Raw genomic sequence first — 17466 nt, 5'->3', positions numbered from 1 at the left:
TTATTATTCTCACATATTTTTACTAACTGGAGGTTCATAGTTTTGAGTAAGACAAAAAACCGTTGGCTGATTGCATTATCTGCAGTTGGCATTCATATTTCCATTGGCTCCGTTTATGCGTGGAGCAATTTTACCAATCCACTAATTAATGAATTTGGCTGGACTACTAAACAAGTGCAGTTCACATTCAGTCTAGCGATTTTATTTCTAGGTTTATCAGCGGCATTCCTTGGACACTTCGTTGAAAAGCATGGCCCGAGAAAAGCTGGTCTCTTGGCAGCCGGTTTCTTCGGGGCTGGGATCATTGGGTCTGGACTGGCTGTAAACCTTGGTTCTTTGCCATTATTGTATATTACATACGGGGTACTCGGTGGAATTGGATTGGGAGTAGGGTACATTGCGCCTGTTTCCACCCTGGTGAAATGGTTCCCTGACCGTCGCGGACTGGCAACTGGACTTGCCATCATGGGGTTTGGTTTTGCTGCAGCCATCGCAAGTCCAATCATGGATTCATTAATTAAGTCTGTTGGTACAGGTAATACATTCTTTATTTTAGGCTCAGCGTATTTTATCATCATGACATTATCTTCTTTATATTTAGAGAAACCTGCTGAAGGATGGGTACCAGAAGGGTTTAAGGAAAAAGCTAAATCAGGAAAGAAGGCTTTAAAAGAAGATTTAGCCCAGTTAACTGCAAATGAAGCAATTAAGACTAAAAGATTCTATTATTTGTGGATCATGTTATTTATCAATGTAACTTGCGGAATTGCAATTCTTTCTGCTGCAAAACCGTTGGCACAGGAAAGCATTGGGCTGACAACAGCAGGAGCTGCGGCACTTGTCGGGGTAATGGGGTTGTTCAATGGCTTTGGCCGTATTGGATGGGCTTCCATTTCCGATTACATCGGCAGACCGAATACGTATACGATCTTCTTTGCAACTCAAATCGTGTTGTTTGCTGTGTTACCTCATACAACACATGCGTTATTGTTCCAAGTTATGCTAGCAGTCGTTTACACAATGTACGGTGGCGGTTTTTCATCCATCCCGGCATATATCGGTGACATCTTCGGAACAAAACAGCTTGGTGCCATCCATGGCTACATCCTTACCGCCTGGGCGGCAGCTGGTTTGGCGGGTCCAATGTTTGCAGCATGGATAAAAGATACTACAGGCAGCTATGCAACAAGTTTGACTTTCTTTGCAGGATTATTTGTTGTAGCATTGATTGTTTCCCTTCTTATTCGTAAAGATATTAGCAGACTACGCAAACTCAACACGCAAAATGGGACTGCTTCAGCTTATACCAAGGCGGGTTAATCATTCCAAGATATACAAAATCATTGGAAACCGTGTAGGAATAAGGGACAATTTATCGTCTTTTGTAATCATATAAAGAACAACCACAATTTTTAAAAGCGAACATTCCGTGCTTACCGGTATGTTTGCTTTTTTTTTGAAAAAATTGACGCAATAGACTTAGTAACAATACTAATCTGCAACAGCTTACGCAATTGGTTCCATGTTAACATGAATGATCCGTTGCTTAGTATAACAATCACTTGTCAACAAAAGAAATGAATTGAACTAAAATGGCACTCTCTTAATGGTCTATTAAGTTTGAGATATTTTTTATTGTATTGTTCCGTACTTTTTTAGAAAACCGGGTGTATTAACTTAATTATCCCGGACTATTTTACATAGTCCATAGCAGCCCATACTCGCCACCTGGACCTTATTGAACCGGTCTAAGATTCTTCTTTAAGGCCATTATCGAGGTAGAAGTGGCTACATCAGCCTGATCTTTACGGATGGGGGATTTTTTGCTCGACATTGATGAAGGGTTTGAAGGTAATAATGAAGAAAAGGATAGTAAAGAAGGGTGGCTAGCGATATGTACGAATTAAAAACCAAAGAAAATGACCACAGTGTTATAGAATTTATTGAAAAAATCGAAAACCCAAAAAAGAGGGGGGATGCTTATACATTATTAGATATTTTCACTCAAACAACCGGCTTCCAGGCGAAATTGTGGGGCAGCAGTATTATAGGGTTTGGGTCCTATCATTATAGATATAAGAGCGGCCATGAAGGGGATGCTCCGCTTGTCGGTTTTTCACCAAGAAAGGCTAAAATCAGCTTATATCTGGCGCCTTATGAGCCACAGCGTGATGAATTATTACTGAATTTTGGGAAGCATACAACTGGGAAAGGGTGTGTATACATCAACAAAGTTGCAGATATCGATGTTGAAGTTTTAAAGAAATTAATACAGCAATCGGTAGCTTATTTAAATAAACTTTATCCGAGTACATAAAAATTCTTCGGCTTACGCAGCAGTAATTTCACCAGTGATAAACCTGCAGTTTAACTCTGTAATGCGAAAAGATTATATTACATATGAAAAAAATTAACCTAAATATTTTGAAGGGAGTATATGAGGGGTAGAATTTTAAGAGGCTTCCGCAAAAAGCCTTGAATACCTATCTGCCATCATAATCTTGAGTAAGAATTCGGAGCTGCCTTTGTTGGTGGTTTTGTTTTGTTTCCCCAAGGAGGAAGTTTATGGCAGAAGAAATTATAACAATATAAAATTTACATTTTTTTCTAATCGGTAATGAGTTTTCCTTTCGGCCTAGAATGGGTATAAAGAATAGACTTAAAGTGAAATGGATGATGATTTTTGTATGACGGACTATATAAATTGCATTGTCATAGATGGTCCATTCATTGAAAAAACATCTGTTGAAAACAGCCAATTGGCATTGGAAGCGGAACTAATGGGTGCAGTTGACTTTGCTGAATTAGGTCAAAATATTGTTGTGTTATTTAACGAAGATGCCATATCACTACATTTGCGGCCAAACGTGTTGGGAAGTTATGGGAAACTCATTTTTTGTAAGCGAATATTTTGGGAATTTTCCAGTTTAAACGAGAGTGAACAAGATCAATTATTAGCAAAATTACATGAAGCCATTACAGATACTGGAGTTTAAATCCCCCTTTATCTGTTTTTTTATGGTCAAGGCTAATAATGGGTCGCTAAGGAGTGGTGCGTATGAATCGAGAGCTGTTTGACTTAATGAGAAAAATATTGGAGGAAGTAAATAGTCTGAAATTATATATTACAGCAACAAAAGAGGATCATGGCATGAGCGTGCAGGCAACGGAAAGAATCCTAAAACGATTAGAAACTATTTCGCAAGAAGCAGATAATGAGCTAATCGATACACTGATCAGGATTGAGGAGCACTTTGATATCGAAAAAGCGAAGTCTAAGATCGAAAAGAAAGATCAAGTTGGAGGAATGGAAGAAAGGAAATGAAAGCCGCATGCAGGATGGCATTTTCTTATTCTATTAAGCCGGGCACGTAATAATAAAATATATGAATCTTATAGGGAGGATAACTGTGAAAGTGCAAAAGACAGCCTCCTCGGGTAAATATTAAATATTCTTAACACTGCAATTAATCTATTTCAGTTTACCTTGCCGCATGTTATATTTTATATACATCTATTGTGAATGGATTCTCTTGCATGGAAACCAGGAGAATCGCCAGGCACGGTCGCATCTGGACGCGGCCGTGCCATTTTTTTCGCCTGGTTCATCGGACAGTCCTGCAGGGTCCTTAAAGAACGAATATTAGAGGCATTATACATCTACGGATCGCATTTTTATTTACGAACAACAATACGACTACACAGCCAGGACCTTAAGAGATTTGTGAATGGCATACTGAAAAAGGGCGCCATCGTTGACCCTTCCGCTGCCAATTTCAAGGCGCAGCTCAAACAAGGCCGCTGGCATGTAATAGATGCCAGGAATGATATGATGGGTGGAATCAAGAATGTCGCAAGTGCGCTGAAACAGATGCTTATCTTAAATAATGATTGCTGCAAGGAAACCTTCAGGGAGTATTCCTCTTATGTTTGGGATTAGAAAGCAGCTTCTTGGGGGGAGGATAAGCCGCCCAAACAGAACGACCACACATCGACATTGACAGGTATTTTGTAAACACAATCGTATTTCCACCGAAAGCGGAAATCAGTTCGGTGTCTGGATGGTAACAATAATGAAAAAGCCTACGAAGAAGTTTTGACGGTTCCTCATAGGCTTGTTTTATTCTGGTTATTAGTAACCGCCCATGAAGCAAGAGCAGCCAATAATAATTAATAAAATGAATAATACAACGATTAGAGCAAAGCTGTTGCCATATCCACCATTTCCACCGTTTGACATAACTTTCACCCCTTTGCCGTATTCTTAGTTTATCTTATGTACAAGCAAGGCAAGGGACAGGGCTTATCAACCCTTTATATAAAAATTTATCCAATTTATATACTAAGCAAGGGAAGTTACAAGAATGTGCCAGCATTGCTGAAATAATATCGGGACATTGAGTGCCAAATATTATTTTGCGGGACTTTATAAAACCTTGTTTGGGAAAGGAGGTACAGCAACAAAAAACCCCTAACTATTTAGAGGTTTATCGAGCATTGATTTGAAGTTCTTTTTCAATAAACAAAATGGTGGAATTTATATCATTGCAAGATGTGATCATTAAGTTTCTGACGTTTGTTATTTCAAAGCAAAAGTTTTTGTAACAGACAGAAAGCACCGGCAAATTGTTAAGGTCGTTGAAAACTAGTGAAATGTCAGAAGCGGAATACTGCTTAACGGTGCTTAGCATGCATCTAGTGCTTTCTTTAAACATCTTAACCCCCTTCCATTTGATAGAGAGAAGGGACTAAGAAAAGTCAAAAACGCTCCCTTATAATAATAAGCGTAATGCAACCTTATCATAGAAGCCATTATTAGTATATAAGTATTTATCATGGTAAAACTTAGCTATCATATAATCGCTTTCCCTGCAAGATGCTCTATGAACTTTCGATTTCGTGGTCTGAAGACCAAAGCAGGTTTTTTAGTTTGTATCGAAATTCCAGGGATGGCCAATTAAAGAGTATATATAGAATTTTTATAGCGGCAAGCAACCTGAATAGAAATTAAAAGAAGTTTTAACTATTTCCAGAGAGTGCATTTCCAAATGTGGTCTTTTCGTTTCATAAATTATATGATACAAGCCGTGTCTGCATATCTTTCTTCTCATATTATAATCTAATATGAGAGAAAGGAGAGATAAAGATATGTGTCATTGCTGTGTTTTCCGCGAATGTGTAAATAATCGATTAAGTCAATTCACCGGCATACGTGACTTGATCACATTCCAGCAAGAGCGGCAAAGCAGGCTTCAAAATCCGCACTCTAGCAGGACAGTAAGGAATGAATGTAATTGTACAGTTCCTTTAAGCAGAGTTCCAGGCCTATCCGTGGACGACCTAATCAGACTAAATGAGGAACGGCAGAGAGGCATAATATATGTAAATCGACTTTGCAGGACTGGTAATTGTGGCTGTGAAGTTAACCACCTTTACAATGGACATCAAACAGGAGTAGTCAATTATTGGACTCCGAGATATAGCTAGCCTGATCATGAAAAATCGATTTCTTTTTGAATGAAGGACTGAGTTTAACATTCGGAGCTGCTTTTATAGGCGGCTTTTTCTTTTTTTATTTTTACAGGTGATGAGATATTTAAGCAACATGAAGATATCATAGCAGTTTGACATAAAAAAGATTATTTCATATCTATACAGATTAAAGCTTTAAACATAATATTGGGCGACTAATAGATAAGAAGCTTCTGGGTAAACAGGATCTTGAGTTATAATACTGTTATCAGGCATTGGAAAGTTGTGGAAATATTCTGTTTGAAATAGAAGAGGGGCGTCCGGAGATTAATATTATAGTTTTTATAGTTCTGATATAAAAATGGGGGGATTACAATAACCGTTATTATAAAGGTATTATTTGCAGCATTTTTGCTATCGTTGATCATTGTCTCGCTTTTTATAAGGAATGTTTCAAAGGTGAACAGGCAGGTGCATTCAAAGGGTGCAGGAGTTTCTGCCATCAGCCTGTTCCACCGTCCCTGGCAATGTGGAATTGTATTGTTCGGCATCAACTTCATCCTGTTTGGATCAATTGTCGGGTCATTACTTTCTCACATAAATATACCTATTATTGCCCTTGCTTTCATAGGCCTGGCAGGCAGTATGCTTGCGTGGACGTATTTAACGGTTAAATGGCAGGGAACCCAAAAAGATAAACGGAAGATGTCATTTATAGGAAGCAGTTTTTATCTTGTCATGGCACTTCTTTTCGTTTACCGATACTTCACGATTAAGCCGTCTTATCCGGGTGATGATCTCTTCATGGCATATCTGGGATTGGAAATGGGGATTTTCGTAGCGCTGGTGGCATTTGTGACCTGTTTCCTTATTACCGGCAAAGGAGTCCATCCCAGTTAATCTGCTGTATAGGTTTCTGCCATGCAGGCTAGCTAAGGGTAAAACAGGGATTTTTAGCTATTTTGTCGAAATGAATATGACAATTCGATGAAATACAGGGTGGATATATTAATGGAAAATTCCTAGCATATTCAGTTGGTGTTTCAAAATTTCGGCGTTACAGTAAAAAGAAAACCTACCGACGGTAGGTTTTTCATCTTTTTTTTTTGGCTGTTTTCGTATAGATTGTTGCTTTTTTTTACCATAAAATAGATCTTGGATATTATCCAGATCTCTAAATGTTTTATTGCACATTTTCCTTGTACTACCCAGCAACTTACTTCCTATTTTGATCATTAACTTAATCCACTTATATCATCCAGCGTTTATCACAGGATTTTTACTAAGTGTAAATAAGATAATAAGAGTCTACTTTTTGGGCTGATCAAGTGCTTGGTAAGCTACCTGATACTTTCCTCCATCCGCAACTTCTGAATGGTACAAGGCCTTGAGGGCATTGTTTTTTTCAAGACCATGCTCAGCCTTTAGTTCTTTAAAGCGTGTATGCAGTTCTTTGTTTTCCTTAATTAGTTGTTGCATTTGCGATTTTGAATACTTCAAAATATTTATCTCCTTTCTAAATCTCTGAGTTTTGCCTAATTTTTAACAGAAATAACCTCTTTAAAAAGATTCCTAAATTGCTCCCGGTCTTCTGCTGTAAAAGGCTTTGGTCCCTTTGTTCGCTGTCCGCCTTTTCTAGCCATTGCACTTAAATAACGTGTTTGTAATAATTGGTCAATATTTTCATTTGTATATCTAAATCCTTTATGGTGGAGGACGATAATTCCTTTTGCTAAACCTAGTGACGCAAGACCATAATCTTGCGTAACGATAATATCTCCTTTTTCCACTAACTTCACAATCCGATAATCTGCAGCATCTGCTCCAGAATCAACATAAATGGTTTTCACTCCTGATGGCTGTTCTGCATTAGAAAAATGAGAAAAGCTTGTAACAAGGATAACCTGAATTTCAAAATCGCTTGCTTCAGAAATAATAATATCTTTCACCGGACAAGCATCTGCATCCACATAAACTTTCATCTTTCCCCTCCTGTTAAGAAGTTCGACTTACTATTTAACTTGATCTTGTTCAACTATAAAAGGGACTGGTGACTTTTGTTTAAAAATAATAAAGGGTTCTTCCTTTTGCTCTATTTTTCTATCCTCATATTATACTTTATAGAATTGTGTTGGCAAATGGTCGTTCAATTGCCAACAAAAGATAACTTACAACTAAATACTTGATTAGAATGTCACACATTTTATAGGTGTAATAGAAAAAGGATAAATGTACAGGCTTCTTGAAAGAAAGAGGCTTCCCGTGCTACTTGTAAATGTATTTCGTTAGCTAACCCATTGTGGTTGGCTTTTTTAATTGGAAAAAATTATTAAAAAATCACTTGCAAAAATCAATTAAAAGGATTATAAATTAATTAACAAATAATAAATAAAGGATAAACTAACTTGAATTTTTCAACAAAAAGGATGTGGTTGAAATGTTAGATGTGATTATTATCGGTTCAGGACCATTCGGTATTTCCCTGGCTGCCCATGCGGTATCGAATAACCTGCAATACAAGATTTTTGGCTATCCGATGGATTTTTGGAAAAATACCATGCCGCAGGATATGTTCATCCGTACACCGCATGATTTTGTCAGTTTTTCAGATGCAAAGGATGAACTTACGATCCACAAGTTTTCTGATGAAACAGGAGTGCAGCTTGTTACTCCACTTCCAAGACCCATTTTCGTCCAGTATGCCTCATGGTTCGCTGAAAAAGCAGGCATCACGTTTACCACAGAACTGGTGACCAGTGTCTCTTATAAAAAGGGCGTCTACAAAGTGATCTCTGAAACAGGAGACATACATCAGGGGAAAAACGTGATTGTGGCAACAGGCGTACAGCATTATAAGCACCTTCCAGACTTCTTGAGAGGGTTCCCGGAGCACTTGGTATCCCATACAACCGGATATACCGACTTCTCCCAATTCAAAGGGAAGAAGGTCGTGGTACTTGGAAGCGGACAGAGTGCATGGGAAGCTGCCGGCCTGTTGCACAAGGATGGAGCTTACGTTGAGTTGGTCTACAGAAGGTATGGTGCGAATTACGCAGGCGGAGTAGCGGACGAAATCGAACTGCGGGATCTTGGTGAAGTTTTTTATACCCTCCCAACAGAAATGAAGAAGCAAGCATGGGGGCAATCGCCTGGGAGTGTTGCTCATTTCTTAAAGCCGTATGTGGATGGTCTCGTCCCGGAAACAGGGAATGTGCAGGTAACAAGTGTGAAAGAGATGGGGGATACAGTAGAGCTTTCCCTCTCAGACGGTACAGTAAGGCACGTAGATCACCTCATCGCTGCAACCGGTTTTCATATCAATATGGACAATTCTCCATTCTTTAAAAATGATATCTTGTCATTAATCGAACGGGAAGAAGGATATACACAATTCCCGAAATTGAATGAATCCTTTGAATCCAGTGTGCCGGGATTATATTTTGCAGGACCATTATCTTCACACAGCCACGGTCCTACATTCCGTTTCATCTTAGGGTTGAGGAAAACGGCATTTACCATTATCCCGGCTATTATGCAAAAAATGGAGAAGAGCCTAGTTACGAATTAAGGAGGAATCATCATGAGAGAATCTTTCCAAGCTATCACCAGAAGTTTTGGACTGTTAAACAAAGTGTGCTGCTCGGTGGATGGGGTGGATGTATCCGCCATCCAAAGTCATATCCTGTATGAGATTCAGGCAAACGGCACCCCGACGATGCAACAAGTAGCCGATTTGTTAGGGGTTGATATCGCCACCTTCTCCAGACAGATTCAGACGCTCATCAAGATGGAACTAGTGGAGAAACAGCCATCGAAGGAAGATAAACGGGCGAGCGTGCTGGCTCTTACGGAAAAGGGCCAGAAGGTGGCCAAAGGCATTGACAGGCAGGTCAATGGATATCTGGAAGAATTGTTCTCTCAGATGAACGACTTTGAGAGGGAGATTATCCAGCGATCCATCAAGCAGCTGGCTGGAATCATGACAAGGTCACCAATCTGCTGTGGCACTAAAACGAATGGAAGTTTTTAACCTGGGGGAATGACAATGGACGGGATTTTGATTAGAGAGGCAAGAGTTGAAGATATCAAAAGCATCCTTACCATCTATAACGAAGGCATCATAGACCGGATCGCCACGTTAGAGACTGACACGAAAGACATGGAGTATATGGTCAACTGGTTTGCCTCTCACACCGACCGATACAAAATCATCGTAGCGGAACAACATGGTGAACCCCTTGGATATGCTTCCCTGAACCCATACAGCGTACGGGAAGCATATCGAGGTGTTGCAGACCTATCCGTTTATATCAAAGGGACAGCGAGGGGAAAAGGCATCGGCGGGAAACTGCTCTCTGCAATTGAAAAGCTCGCAAAGGAAAATGATTTTCTTAAAATCGTCCTCTTCACATTCCCCTTTAATGAACTGGGGCAAGGGTTATACCGAAAACAGGGTTACAGAGAAGTAGGCGTTTTCAAAAACCAGGGCAAGTTGGATGGAACATTTGTGGATGTCATGGCCATGGAGAAATTATTATAACGAAGGGGGTAAATACAATGGTGAAAACAGATTTACCGGTTGCAATTATTGGGGCAGGCCCAGTGGGGTTAGCGGCTGCAGCCCATCTCATAAAGAAAGGCGAGAGGTTTATCCTATTTGAAGCAGGCAGTTCTGTAGGAGCAAGCATGTTAGAATGGGGGCATGTCAGGATGTTCTCGCCATGGCAGTATAATATCGATAAAGCCGCTAAAGAACTGCTGGAGCAATCAGGCTGGTCATCACCGAAAGCAGACGACCTACCAACAGGGAAAGAAATGGTGGATGAATATCTTTTGCCTCTAAGCAACCTGCCAGAAATAAAAGCACATATAACCCTAAACGCGAAAGTGGTCGGTGTCGCAAGGAAAGCACTCGATAAATTGAAAACGGGAAATAGAGACCAAGTACCGTTCCAGCTGTATATGGAAGTGGATGGAGACACACGGGTATTCGAAGCAAAGGCCGTGATAGATTCATCAGGCACTTGGACCAATCCGAATCCTATCATGTCAAACGGTCTTTGGACCAACGCCGAGCGGAAACTGCAGAGCAGGATTTTTTACGGTATCCCAAATGTCGGTGAACAGGAAGAAAGGTACCGGAACAAGTCGGTTATGGTGGTGGGTGGCGGCCACTCTGCGATCAACGCCCTGCTGGATCTGGCGGCCTTACAGGAGAAATACCCAGAAATGAGAATCTACTGGGTGCTCCGGAAAAGCCATATCGCGGAGGTTTACGGCGGCCAGGAGAATGACGGGCTTCCTGCACGCGGGGAACTTGGCATCCGCATCCAGAGGCTGGTGGAGACTAGGAAACTGGATATCCTAACTCCTTTCCACATCAGCAGTGTGGGCCTCAAAGACGGTGCTATCCGCATCTTGGGCGATTTAAATGGCGAAGAATCAAACATAACAGGTATCGATGAAATCGTAGTCAGCACCGGGTTCAGGCCTGATACATCCTTCCTAAATGAAATCCGTCTAAATCTGGATCCGGCCGTGGAAAGCGTGGAAGCTCTTGCCCCGCTGATTGATCCAAACCTCCATAGCTGTGGAACCGTGCGACCTCACGGAGAAGGAGAACTGAGGCAACCTGAGAAGAATTTTTATATAGTTGGCATGAAAAGCTATGGAAGGGCTCCGACGTTCCTTCTTGCTACCGGCTACGAGCAGGTTCGTTCGGTTGTAGCTTATCTGACAGGCGATTTTGCGGCTGCAAAAGAAGTGCAGCTTGAACTGCCGGAAACGGGAGTGTGCAGAACTAACCTTTCCTCATCCAACTGCTGTGTTCCTGATACACAGGAAATCGAAGCTGCCCCTGTAGTGAACTCGTGCTGTGGCGGCCCGGTGCCAATCAAGTTGGAAATAAAAAAGAATTCCTGCTGCGGATAACAAGCAATGGCCAGACTGACTTATTTCAGTCTGGCCTTTTAAAAAAGAGGTGACGCATGAAGGGAAAAAAGAAACAGCCTGTGATCGCTTTGGCCCTCATTACCGCGATATGCATGGCCGGGGATTCCATGCTTTACATCGTCCTGCCCACCCATTGGAAAGAGGTGGGTCTCATTTCGCTCATCCAGGTTGGTGTCCTGCTCTCTGTTAACCGGTTTGTGAGACTGCCCTTGAATCCACTCATCGGTTTCATCTATAAAAAGATTCCCTTTCGTACGGGAATCTTGATTGCGATTCTTTTTAGCGGGCTCACCACCATCGGGTATGGATTTGTAAAAGACTTTGAGATTTGGATCTTGCTGCGGTCGCTTTGGGGTTTTTCCTGGTCTTTATTGAAACTGGGGGCGTATCTATTGATCTTACAGCTTGCCACCGATGCAGACAGGGGAAGTTTTATGGGAACATACAATGGCCTTTACCGGCTAGGCAGCCTATTTGGGATGCTGATCGGCGGATTGTTCGCGGACTGGTTCGGAGTAACCATCATCAGTGTGGTCATTGGAATGCTAGCCTTCACAAGTATTCCTATCTTGTATAAGTATTTACCGCAATCATTAGTTCAAGAGGTAAACACAGTGAACTCACCTACCTTGCTGACTCACTTTCGGGTGTTTAAGGACCGAAAGCTCATTCAAACATTTACTACTGCATTTCTTGTCATCATGTTGCTGGATGGGATGTTGACTGCGAACCTTAGCCATGTGATCCAGGTGAAATTTAGTGACCGGGTTACTATATCTGGCTTTATAATTGGGGCCGCCACACTGGCTGGAGTGATGCAGGCCATTCGCTGGGGAGTTGCTCCTTATGTTGTCTCCAAAGTGGGCCTGGCACTGGACAACACTGAAAATAAGAATCGAATCTTAACGGGGTTCCTCATACTGGCATTTATCCTGCTCGCAGTGATTCCATTAGATCTTCCGCTTATCATCTGGTTACCCGTCCTACTCGTGCATCTCTTGGTTTCATCCAGTTTAACAACCATCATCACTATCATCGGGATATGCCTCTAAGGTCTCGAACAAAATTTTTGTCATGACGGCCTTCACGGTGATTGTCGACTTGGGAGCCGCATTGGGGCCCATTGCAGGATACTCGTTGGAGGCAGCTATAGGGCTTTTAAATGTGTTTTGGGTCGCATCTCTCATTTGCTTCTTGCTGATGTTGGTATGGATGCTGCCTGCTAAAGGAAATAGCAATAAATCGATAAGAAGTCATCATATATAAAAATGATTTTTCTTCATCAACTACATGTTTATGTTCTTCCTTTTAATAACATCGGTAAAACACGATACGAAGAGGGGAAGGTGGTATTGTTCCTTGATTAGGATGCAGAGATGCTTCTTGCGGCTTTTTTTGTTTGGCTCTGTTAAAGGATATTGTTGATTTTCTTGTTAGTTGAAGAAGAGAGAGCTCGTATATAAGTTGTTGTTTTTGATGTATTATCAACATTATTGCGTACCAAGGCATATAAAAAAATCCGCTTTAGGAAGCGACTTATATTTTTATTTCTCCTAATCTTTTGTAACAGGGTCTTTTGGGTGTGGCGGTGAAATACGTTCTAAAGCATCCGCAATTCTTCCTAATTGCTTAATCATTTCTTCAGATTGTTGATCGTTCATATCGATTCACTTCCTCCCCAAGTGGTTTAGACCTAAATAAATAAAACATTAACCTACACTTATTTTAAAGGCTCTGTGTAATCCTATGTTTTCTTCCTACTTTAACTAAAGGGTCATTTACTTTAAAAAGGAATTTGTATTTTATGTAATGGATCTGGTTAATTTAGGAAAATAGATGATCAAGGTATATATTGGCTCTGCGGATTATAACGGTTTAAAATTTCTAAAACTCCTAATTTTATGGCCATCTTGGTTTACTGTATACTTGAAGATTCCGATGGTGATTCATCCTATTAAAAAGCATCCCATTATTCAGATGCATACTTAATTATTCCATGTAAATAAACGGAGTATTCTCTCTGTTCGTATTCTCTTAATTTGATTCTTTTTTCTGTTTCTAATACCCTAATCAATTCTTCAATCTTTTTTTGATTTTCTTTTGTAGTAGGAATCTCTAATGAAAACATATTACCTCGACTGCAATTTAGTGTTTTTTTAAATAACTCAACTTTTTCATTGGATAATCTCCTGTATCTCCTATGTTCGACATAAAGGCTATTTTTCCCTCGGAAAATCTTATAATTGTTTCTCGTATTATCAACTTTTCACTAAAAAATCTGATTACAGGTACTATGACAGGAATGGGTACCACTTTTTTATTGGCTTTTTTTATAACTATCTTCCACCAATCTGATCATATCACGCCCTGACATTTTTCCTGTTTCATGATACCCTTCTTCATCACGCGAACTCAAGTACCAGCTTCCATCGTTATCTTCATTTAACCTATATGACTTATTAGTAGAAACGTTTGTATAAAAATCTCCATTTCTTAGCCTCATACTATCCCCCTCTCTAACATGGATTTAAACCGTATTATGCCCAAGATACTCACCTGGAACCATTAGACTTTACAGCTAACGGGTGCAAGAGTTAAAGATGATGATCGCTTCGGCGGTCTTTTTTTGTTATTGATCTAACAGGGCGGGTTAGTTGGATAAGATAATGACTCATATGAACTAGGGAATGACTTGGTTCAATTACAGACGTTTTATCAATTGGAGGCGTAACACGGCATTTTTGCCAGTCCTCTTTTTTTATGAAAAGCAATGTTAAGAAGCCGTCCAACGGGACAGCAGCATAGTTTTTAGAAGGATAAAATAACTTAGTGGTGGTTTGAAGCTTAACAGCTTCAATGATAGGATATGCTTGCTTTTCAAAAATATACAAAATAGGCAGCCGATAAAACTGCCTTGATAATGTAAATAGATGAAGGTATTACCAAAGAACTCTTACTACTGTATACGATTATTTCAAAATTGTGCTTAAACAAGAAAAATCCAGGAAACCATACAGAAAAATGGTATCAAGGACTTCTCTTGGAACTTTTATTATTTTTTTAAGTTATCATCAATGGCAACGTGACGAGGAGCATCGGAAATAACTTCTGGGTTATACTTTCTTATCAGGTAAGGAATCTATAAACCGAGGCTCCATACTAATTTCTCCTCTAAATAAGTAATCTTTACCAATAAAGTTGGTGTAACTTATTTGTTTCTGATCATCTTATGAAAGAGTGCCATTTTGTCCTGGATGATGAAATCCAGGGCATATAATATGGAGGAAACCAAAACTCCCATCAGCATACTGTACATTCCAGAATGACCGAACCATTCCAAAGTTAGGCCAACAATTAAAAAGCAGCCTACAGAATAGATCACTCTTCGTGAATCACTTGCAAACAGTGGTGAGATGCTAAATAGCCAGCAATAAAACAAAAACACAATCACGCCTACTTTAATAGAATCAGAAAGTATTGTATGATTAAAGAACGATAAGGTAATGACTACGGGAAAAACAGTGACTAGCATCATGCAAAGTAATATTTTTATCGTTCTCACAGGATGTTAGGCACCTTTAACGTTTTCGTCTACGAACACCATTTCTTGGCAATGGGGGCATCTTACCCGATTGCCTTTTACTGTTTCCAATGGTGCTGGAGAGGAAAACCAGATATGACATTCTGTACATTGTATTTCCAGAAAAGATGTGTTCTCCATACTATTCCCCTCCTTGGTACTTAGTGAGGATATACCCTGTCTTTAAGGCGTAACAAACACAAAAAAAATACCAATTCAAGGAACTTAGAACCATATAGGAATGATGTTAAAACTAAAGGGGCAGGTTAATTAAAGAAGAATAATTCGTCGATTAAATAATGATAATATAGTTGTAATATTGTTGTTTTTTTAAAAAAACGAGGTGTTCCTCTTGGTGAGGATATTTATCGTAACAGTTATAGTAGTTCTTTTATTTGCCCTAAAAATGCCCAGGAAAAAAACTAGGCACGAGCTGCTGGCTACCATACAGTTTGCTTTGTTCATGAACTTTGCAACGGATTATTACCTTGATTTAAAGTACAAACTTTACTGGTATTTTGATAAAGAACAAATAGAGTGGTTGTACCTATCTGTAGTCCTTGGCGAAGTTGCTGTACTCGTCATTATTTTTAATTATTTTCCCCTGAAATCTAATGCCAGTAAGAAATTAATCTATATCTTGGGATGGACATGCATTCTTGTATTACTTGAGTTGTATGCAGTTTATATTGGAGTGTTACATTATGGTGAATGGAATACCATCTACTCGGCGGTGGTTTACTTTATTTCCATGTACATCCTTTATTTCATATTAAAGTACACGGTGGATAGTAGGGAAACTCAGCAATAATGTCGCAATTTCTTCTTGAACCACCGGGGGCGTTAGCTGAAGATCGGAGCTGTCTATAAGGCAGCTTTTTCTTATGGCACTAACTTGGCAGGTCAGTACAAGAAGAATTCAGTAATAATAATAAAATTGAATAAAAAAGGAACAAGTGCCTATATACTTGTCATTGATAGGTCATATAAGCATTCAAGCTCAATTTCTTGTTATTTTTGTAAGGGAACGGGAAGCAATAATTGTTAAAGCTGATAACATAGTAAAAGCAATTGTCCAATAAAATAAAGGTAAAAATTTTACATTCTGTGAAGTCATATAAATATTGAGACAGAAAAACAATAGAAAAAAGAATAAAGGGACATATTTTGGTTTCTTAATTTTATGAGAAAGAACCAATGTGATAATTGAAAAAGGGGGATGTCTACCAACTAGCCGTCACCGGTTAACCGTAACGAAGAAGGAAAGTGAATCTGGTTGAAAAATTGTACTTAAATTAACAAGTGCAAGATTTAAAGATAAACGGCTGCCATTGAGGCAGCTTTTCTATTCTGAAAAAACACCATCTATAATCAGCTATTTATTTTGTGTTATTTCTTTGTAATAAAGGTAATCGACTTTATGTTTGGTAGCCAATAATTGCGAAGCCAAAACCGCCGTATAAACAGTGGTTAGTACAACTGTTCCAATACCAATACCTGAAAGGTTTAGTTTATTAGAATTACTCATTTCCTGATTGCGTTTGGTTACTTCTTCCATTTATTTTACCCCCAAATTTGTTTTGTTATAGGGGTATTATCTGTAACGGCATTTAAACTTATGCCAATAAATAATGGATAGAAAGGAAACAGGCAGGTTGCTTAAAGGTATTAAGTTTGTGAATAAATACACTTAAACTATCGGGGCTTTAATTGAATAAGGGATTAGCATAAGGACCCTATGGGGTCCTTATTTCTTTCGCTTAAAAATCAACATTGTCGTTTATCAGAGCCTTTTGTTTAGCGAAAGGGGCAGGTTAGGTAAGGACACAAAATAGGCAATTGGGGTAAACCATTTCGAGGACGTGCTCGGTATGGTTCGTTGCTGGATCGTCGTTCGATAGCAGTAGTTATCTGTGTAATACGTTTAAACATCAGTAGCAGTGGATATAAGACCCTTTTTATTTATGGGATGATAATTAGTTTCTGATGGGCAGACTACATACAAAGATGGGGTATAGGTTGCACAAATAAGCAAATTCTTTTACAATGGCAAAGTATTCAGGTTATATAAGCAAATAATTATTAGGTTATGTAGAAGGAGGTTCCTTATGCCCACAAAAGAATCGTTAGACATTGCCGCGGTTGCCGGGATCCTGAAGCTATTGGGGGATAAAACAAGGCTTACCATGGTGAAGATGATGTCCGAGCGTGAATGCTGTGTATGTGATTTGGTTGATGTTTTTGACATGAGCCAGCCGGCCATCAGCCAGCACATCCGGAAAATGAAAGACAGTGGCCTCATCAAAGAAAGAAGGGGTGCCCAGTGGATCTATTATTCACTGAATCCGGAGTCGGCCTATTACGATTTTGTCATGGGTGTTATAAGAGATTTACCACGTCAAATACACAAAATAGAGAAAACTAGTCAAACATGTTGTGATTAGATTTAGGGGGAAACGCAT

Annotated in this window: 20 protein-coding genes; 13 read left to right on the top strand and 7 right to left on the bottom strand. The window is 39.6% G+C overall.

Annotated features, from left to right (window positions below; genetic code table 11):
- Nucleotides 1-42: 42 nt before the first annotated feature.
- The 5 genes from V1500_RS15120 to V1500_RS15100 all read left to right on the top strand — a co-directional run bounded on the left by V1500_RS15120 (nt 43) and on the right by V1500_RS15100 (nt 3940).
- Nucleotides 43-1320 (top strand): OFA family MFS transporter, encoded by a 1278-nt coding sequence (locus tag V1500_RS15120; protein WP_409300456.1) that lies wholly within the window; start codon nt 43-45, stop codon nt 1318-1320.
- Nucleotides 1321-1894: 574 nt separating this feature from the next.
- A complete protein-coding gene (locus V1500_RS15115) occupies nt 1895-2317 on the top strand; it encodes a DUF1801 domain-containing protein (RefSeq protein ID WP_409300454.1) in 423 nt (140 codons plus the stop codon).
- A gap of 370 nt (nt 2318-2687) precedes the next feature.
- Nucleotides 2688-2996 carry a hypothetical protein gene (locus V1500_RS15110; RefSeq protein WP_409300452.1) on the top strand — a complete coding sequence of 103 codons (309 nt, stop codon included), beginning with the start codon at nt 2688-2690 and terminating at the stop codon, nt 2994-2996.
- 62 nt (nt 2997-3058) lie between these two features.
- A complete protein-coding gene (locus V1500_RS15105) occupies nt 3059-3325 on the top strand; it encodes a hypothetical protein (protein WP_409300450.1) in 267 nt (88 codons plus the stop codon).
- A gap of 198 nt (nt 3326-3523) precedes the next feature.
- Entirely contained in the window at nt 3524-3940 is a 417-nt protein-coding gene (locus V1500_RS15100) for a hypothetical protein (protein WP_409300448.1), read from the top strand.
- Between the two features lie 192 nt (nt 3941-4132).
- Here V1500_RS15100 and V1500_RS15095 read toward each other — a convergent pair whose 3' ends face one another.
- Nucleotides 4133-4240: a YjcZ family sporulation protein gene (locus V1500_RS15095; RefSeq protein ID WP_409300446.1), complete on the bottom strand. Its 108-nt coding sequence runs from the start codon at nt 4238-4240 to the stop codon at nt 4133-4135.
- Nucleotides 4241-5943: 1703 nt separating this feature from the next.
- On the opposite strand from V1500_RS15095, the gene V1500_RS15090 reads away from it, so the two are divergent.
- Nucleotides 5944-6372, top strand: a complete 429-nt coding sequence (locus V1500_RS15090) for a hypothetical protein (RefSeq protein ID WP_409300444.1) — start codon at nt 5944-5946, stop codon at nt 6370-6372.
- 408 nt (nt 6373-6780) lie between these two features.
- On the opposite strand, the gene V1500_RS15085 is transcribed toward V1500_RS15090, so the two are convergent.
- Nucleotides 6781-6972: a hypothetical protein gene (locus tag V1500_RS15085; RefSeq protein ID WP_409300442.1), complete on the bottom strand. Its 192-nt coding sequence runs from the start codon at nt 6970-6972 to the stop codon at nt 6781-6783.
- Nucleotides 6973-7007: 35 nt separating this feature from the next.
- Nucleotides 7008-7454 (bottom strand): YaiI/YqxD family protein, encoded by a 447-nt coding sequence (locus tag V1500_RS15080; RefSeq protein ID WP_409300440.1) that lies wholly within the window; start codon nt 7452-7454, stop codon nt 7008-7010.
- A gap of 455 nt (nt 7455-7909) precedes the next feature.
- Between V1500_RS15080 and V1500_RS15075 the strand changes: the two genes are divergently transcribed.
- The 5 genes from V1500_RS15075 to V1500_RS15055 are packed head-to-tail and all read left to right on the top strand — an operon-like array spanning nt 7910 to nt 12476.
- A complete protein-coding gene (locus V1500_RS15075) occupies nt 7910-9040 on the top strand; it encodes an NAD(P)-binding domain-containing protein (protein WP_409300438.1) in 1131 nt (376 codons plus the stop codon).
- 12 nt (nt 9041-9052) lie between these two features.
- Nucleotides 9053-9502, top strand: a complete 450-nt coding sequence (locus V1500_RS15070; RefSeq protein ID WP_409300436.1) for a MarR family winged helix-turn-helix transcriptional regulator — start codon at nt 9053-9055, stop codon at nt 9500-9502.
- Between the two features lie 15 nt (nt 9503-9517).
- Nucleotides 9518-10012, top strand: a complete 495-nt coding sequence (locus V1500_RS15065) for an arsinothricin resistance N-acetyltransferase ArsN1 family A (protein ID WP_409300434.1) — start codon at nt 9518-9520, stop codon at nt 10010-10012.
- A gap of 17 nt (nt 10013-10029) precedes the next feature.
- Nucleotides 10030-11403 (top strand): NAD(P)-binding domain-containing protein, encoded by a 1374-nt coding sequence (locus V1500_RS15060; protein ID WP_409300432.1) that lies wholly within the window; start codon nt 10030-10032, stop codon nt 11401-11403.
- A gap of 56 nt (nt 11404-11459) precedes the next feature.
- Nucleotides 11460-12476, top strand: coding sequence for an MFS transporter (locus V1500_RS15055; protein WP_409300430.1), 1017 nt, complete (start codon nt 11460-11462; stop codon nt 12474-12476).
- A 1265-nt stretch (nt 12477-13741) separates the two neighbouring features.
- Here V1500_RS15055 and V1500_RS15050 read toward each other — a convergent pair.
- From V1500_RS15050 to V1500_RS15040, 3 genes are all read right to left on the bottom strand, one after another.
- The gene (locus V1500_RS15050; RefSeq protein WP_409300428.1) at nt 13742-13927 is read right to left on the bottom strand and encodes a hypothetical protein; all 186 of its coding nucleotides are present in this window, start codon (nt 13925-13927) and stop codon (nt 13742-13744) included.
- 705 nt (nt 13928-14632) lie between these two features.
- Nucleotides 14633-14986, bottom strand: a complete 354-nt coding sequence (locus tag V1500_RS15045) for a hypothetical protein (protein WP_409300426.1) — start codon at nt 14984-14986, stop codon at nt 14633-14635.
- A gap of 6 nt (nt 14987-14992) precedes the next feature.
- Nucleotides 14993-15145, bottom strand: a complete 153-nt coding sequence (locus V1500_RS15040) for a hypothetical protein (RefSeq protein ID WP_409300424.1) — start codon at nt 15143-15145, stop codon at nt 14993-14995.
- Nucleotides 15146-15359: 214 nt separating this feature from the next.
- Here V1500_RS15040 and V1500_RS15035 point away from each other — a divergent pair, with 214 nt between their 5' ends.
- Entirely contained in the window at nt 15360-15815 is a 456-nt protein-coding gene (locus V1500_RS15035; RefSeq protein WP_409300422.1) for a CBO0543 family protein, read from the top strand.
- A gap of 564 nt (nt 15816-16379) precedes the next feature.
- Here the strand turns inward: V1500_RS15035 and V1500_RS15030 are convergent.
- Complete coding sequence (locus tag V1500_RS15030; RefSeq protein WP_409300420.1) at nt 16380-16562, bottom strand: hypothetical protein; 183 nt, start codon at nt 16560-16562, stop codon at nt 16380-16382.
- A gap of 550 nt (nt 16563-17112) precedes the next feature.
- On the opposite strand from V1500_RS15030, the gene V1500_RS15025 reads away from it, so the two are divergent.
- Nucleotides 17113-17448 carry an ArsR/SmtB family transcription factor gene (locus tag V1500_RS15025; protein WP_409300418.1) on the top strand — a complete coding sequence of 112 codons (336 nt, stop codon included), beginning with the start codon at nt 17113-17115 and terminating at the stop codon, nt 17446-17448.
- Nucleotides 17449-17466: the final 18 nt, after the last annotated feature.

Origin of the sequence: Peribacillus sedimenti (assembly GCF_046237635.1) — a bacterium.
Taxonomy (GTDB): domain Bacteria; phylum Bacillota; class Bacilli; order Bacillales; family DSM-1321; genus Peribacillus; species Peribacillus sedimenti.
Note: the sequence above shows the minus strand (reverse complement) of the source record. Positions and strands in the feature narration are given on the sequence as shown.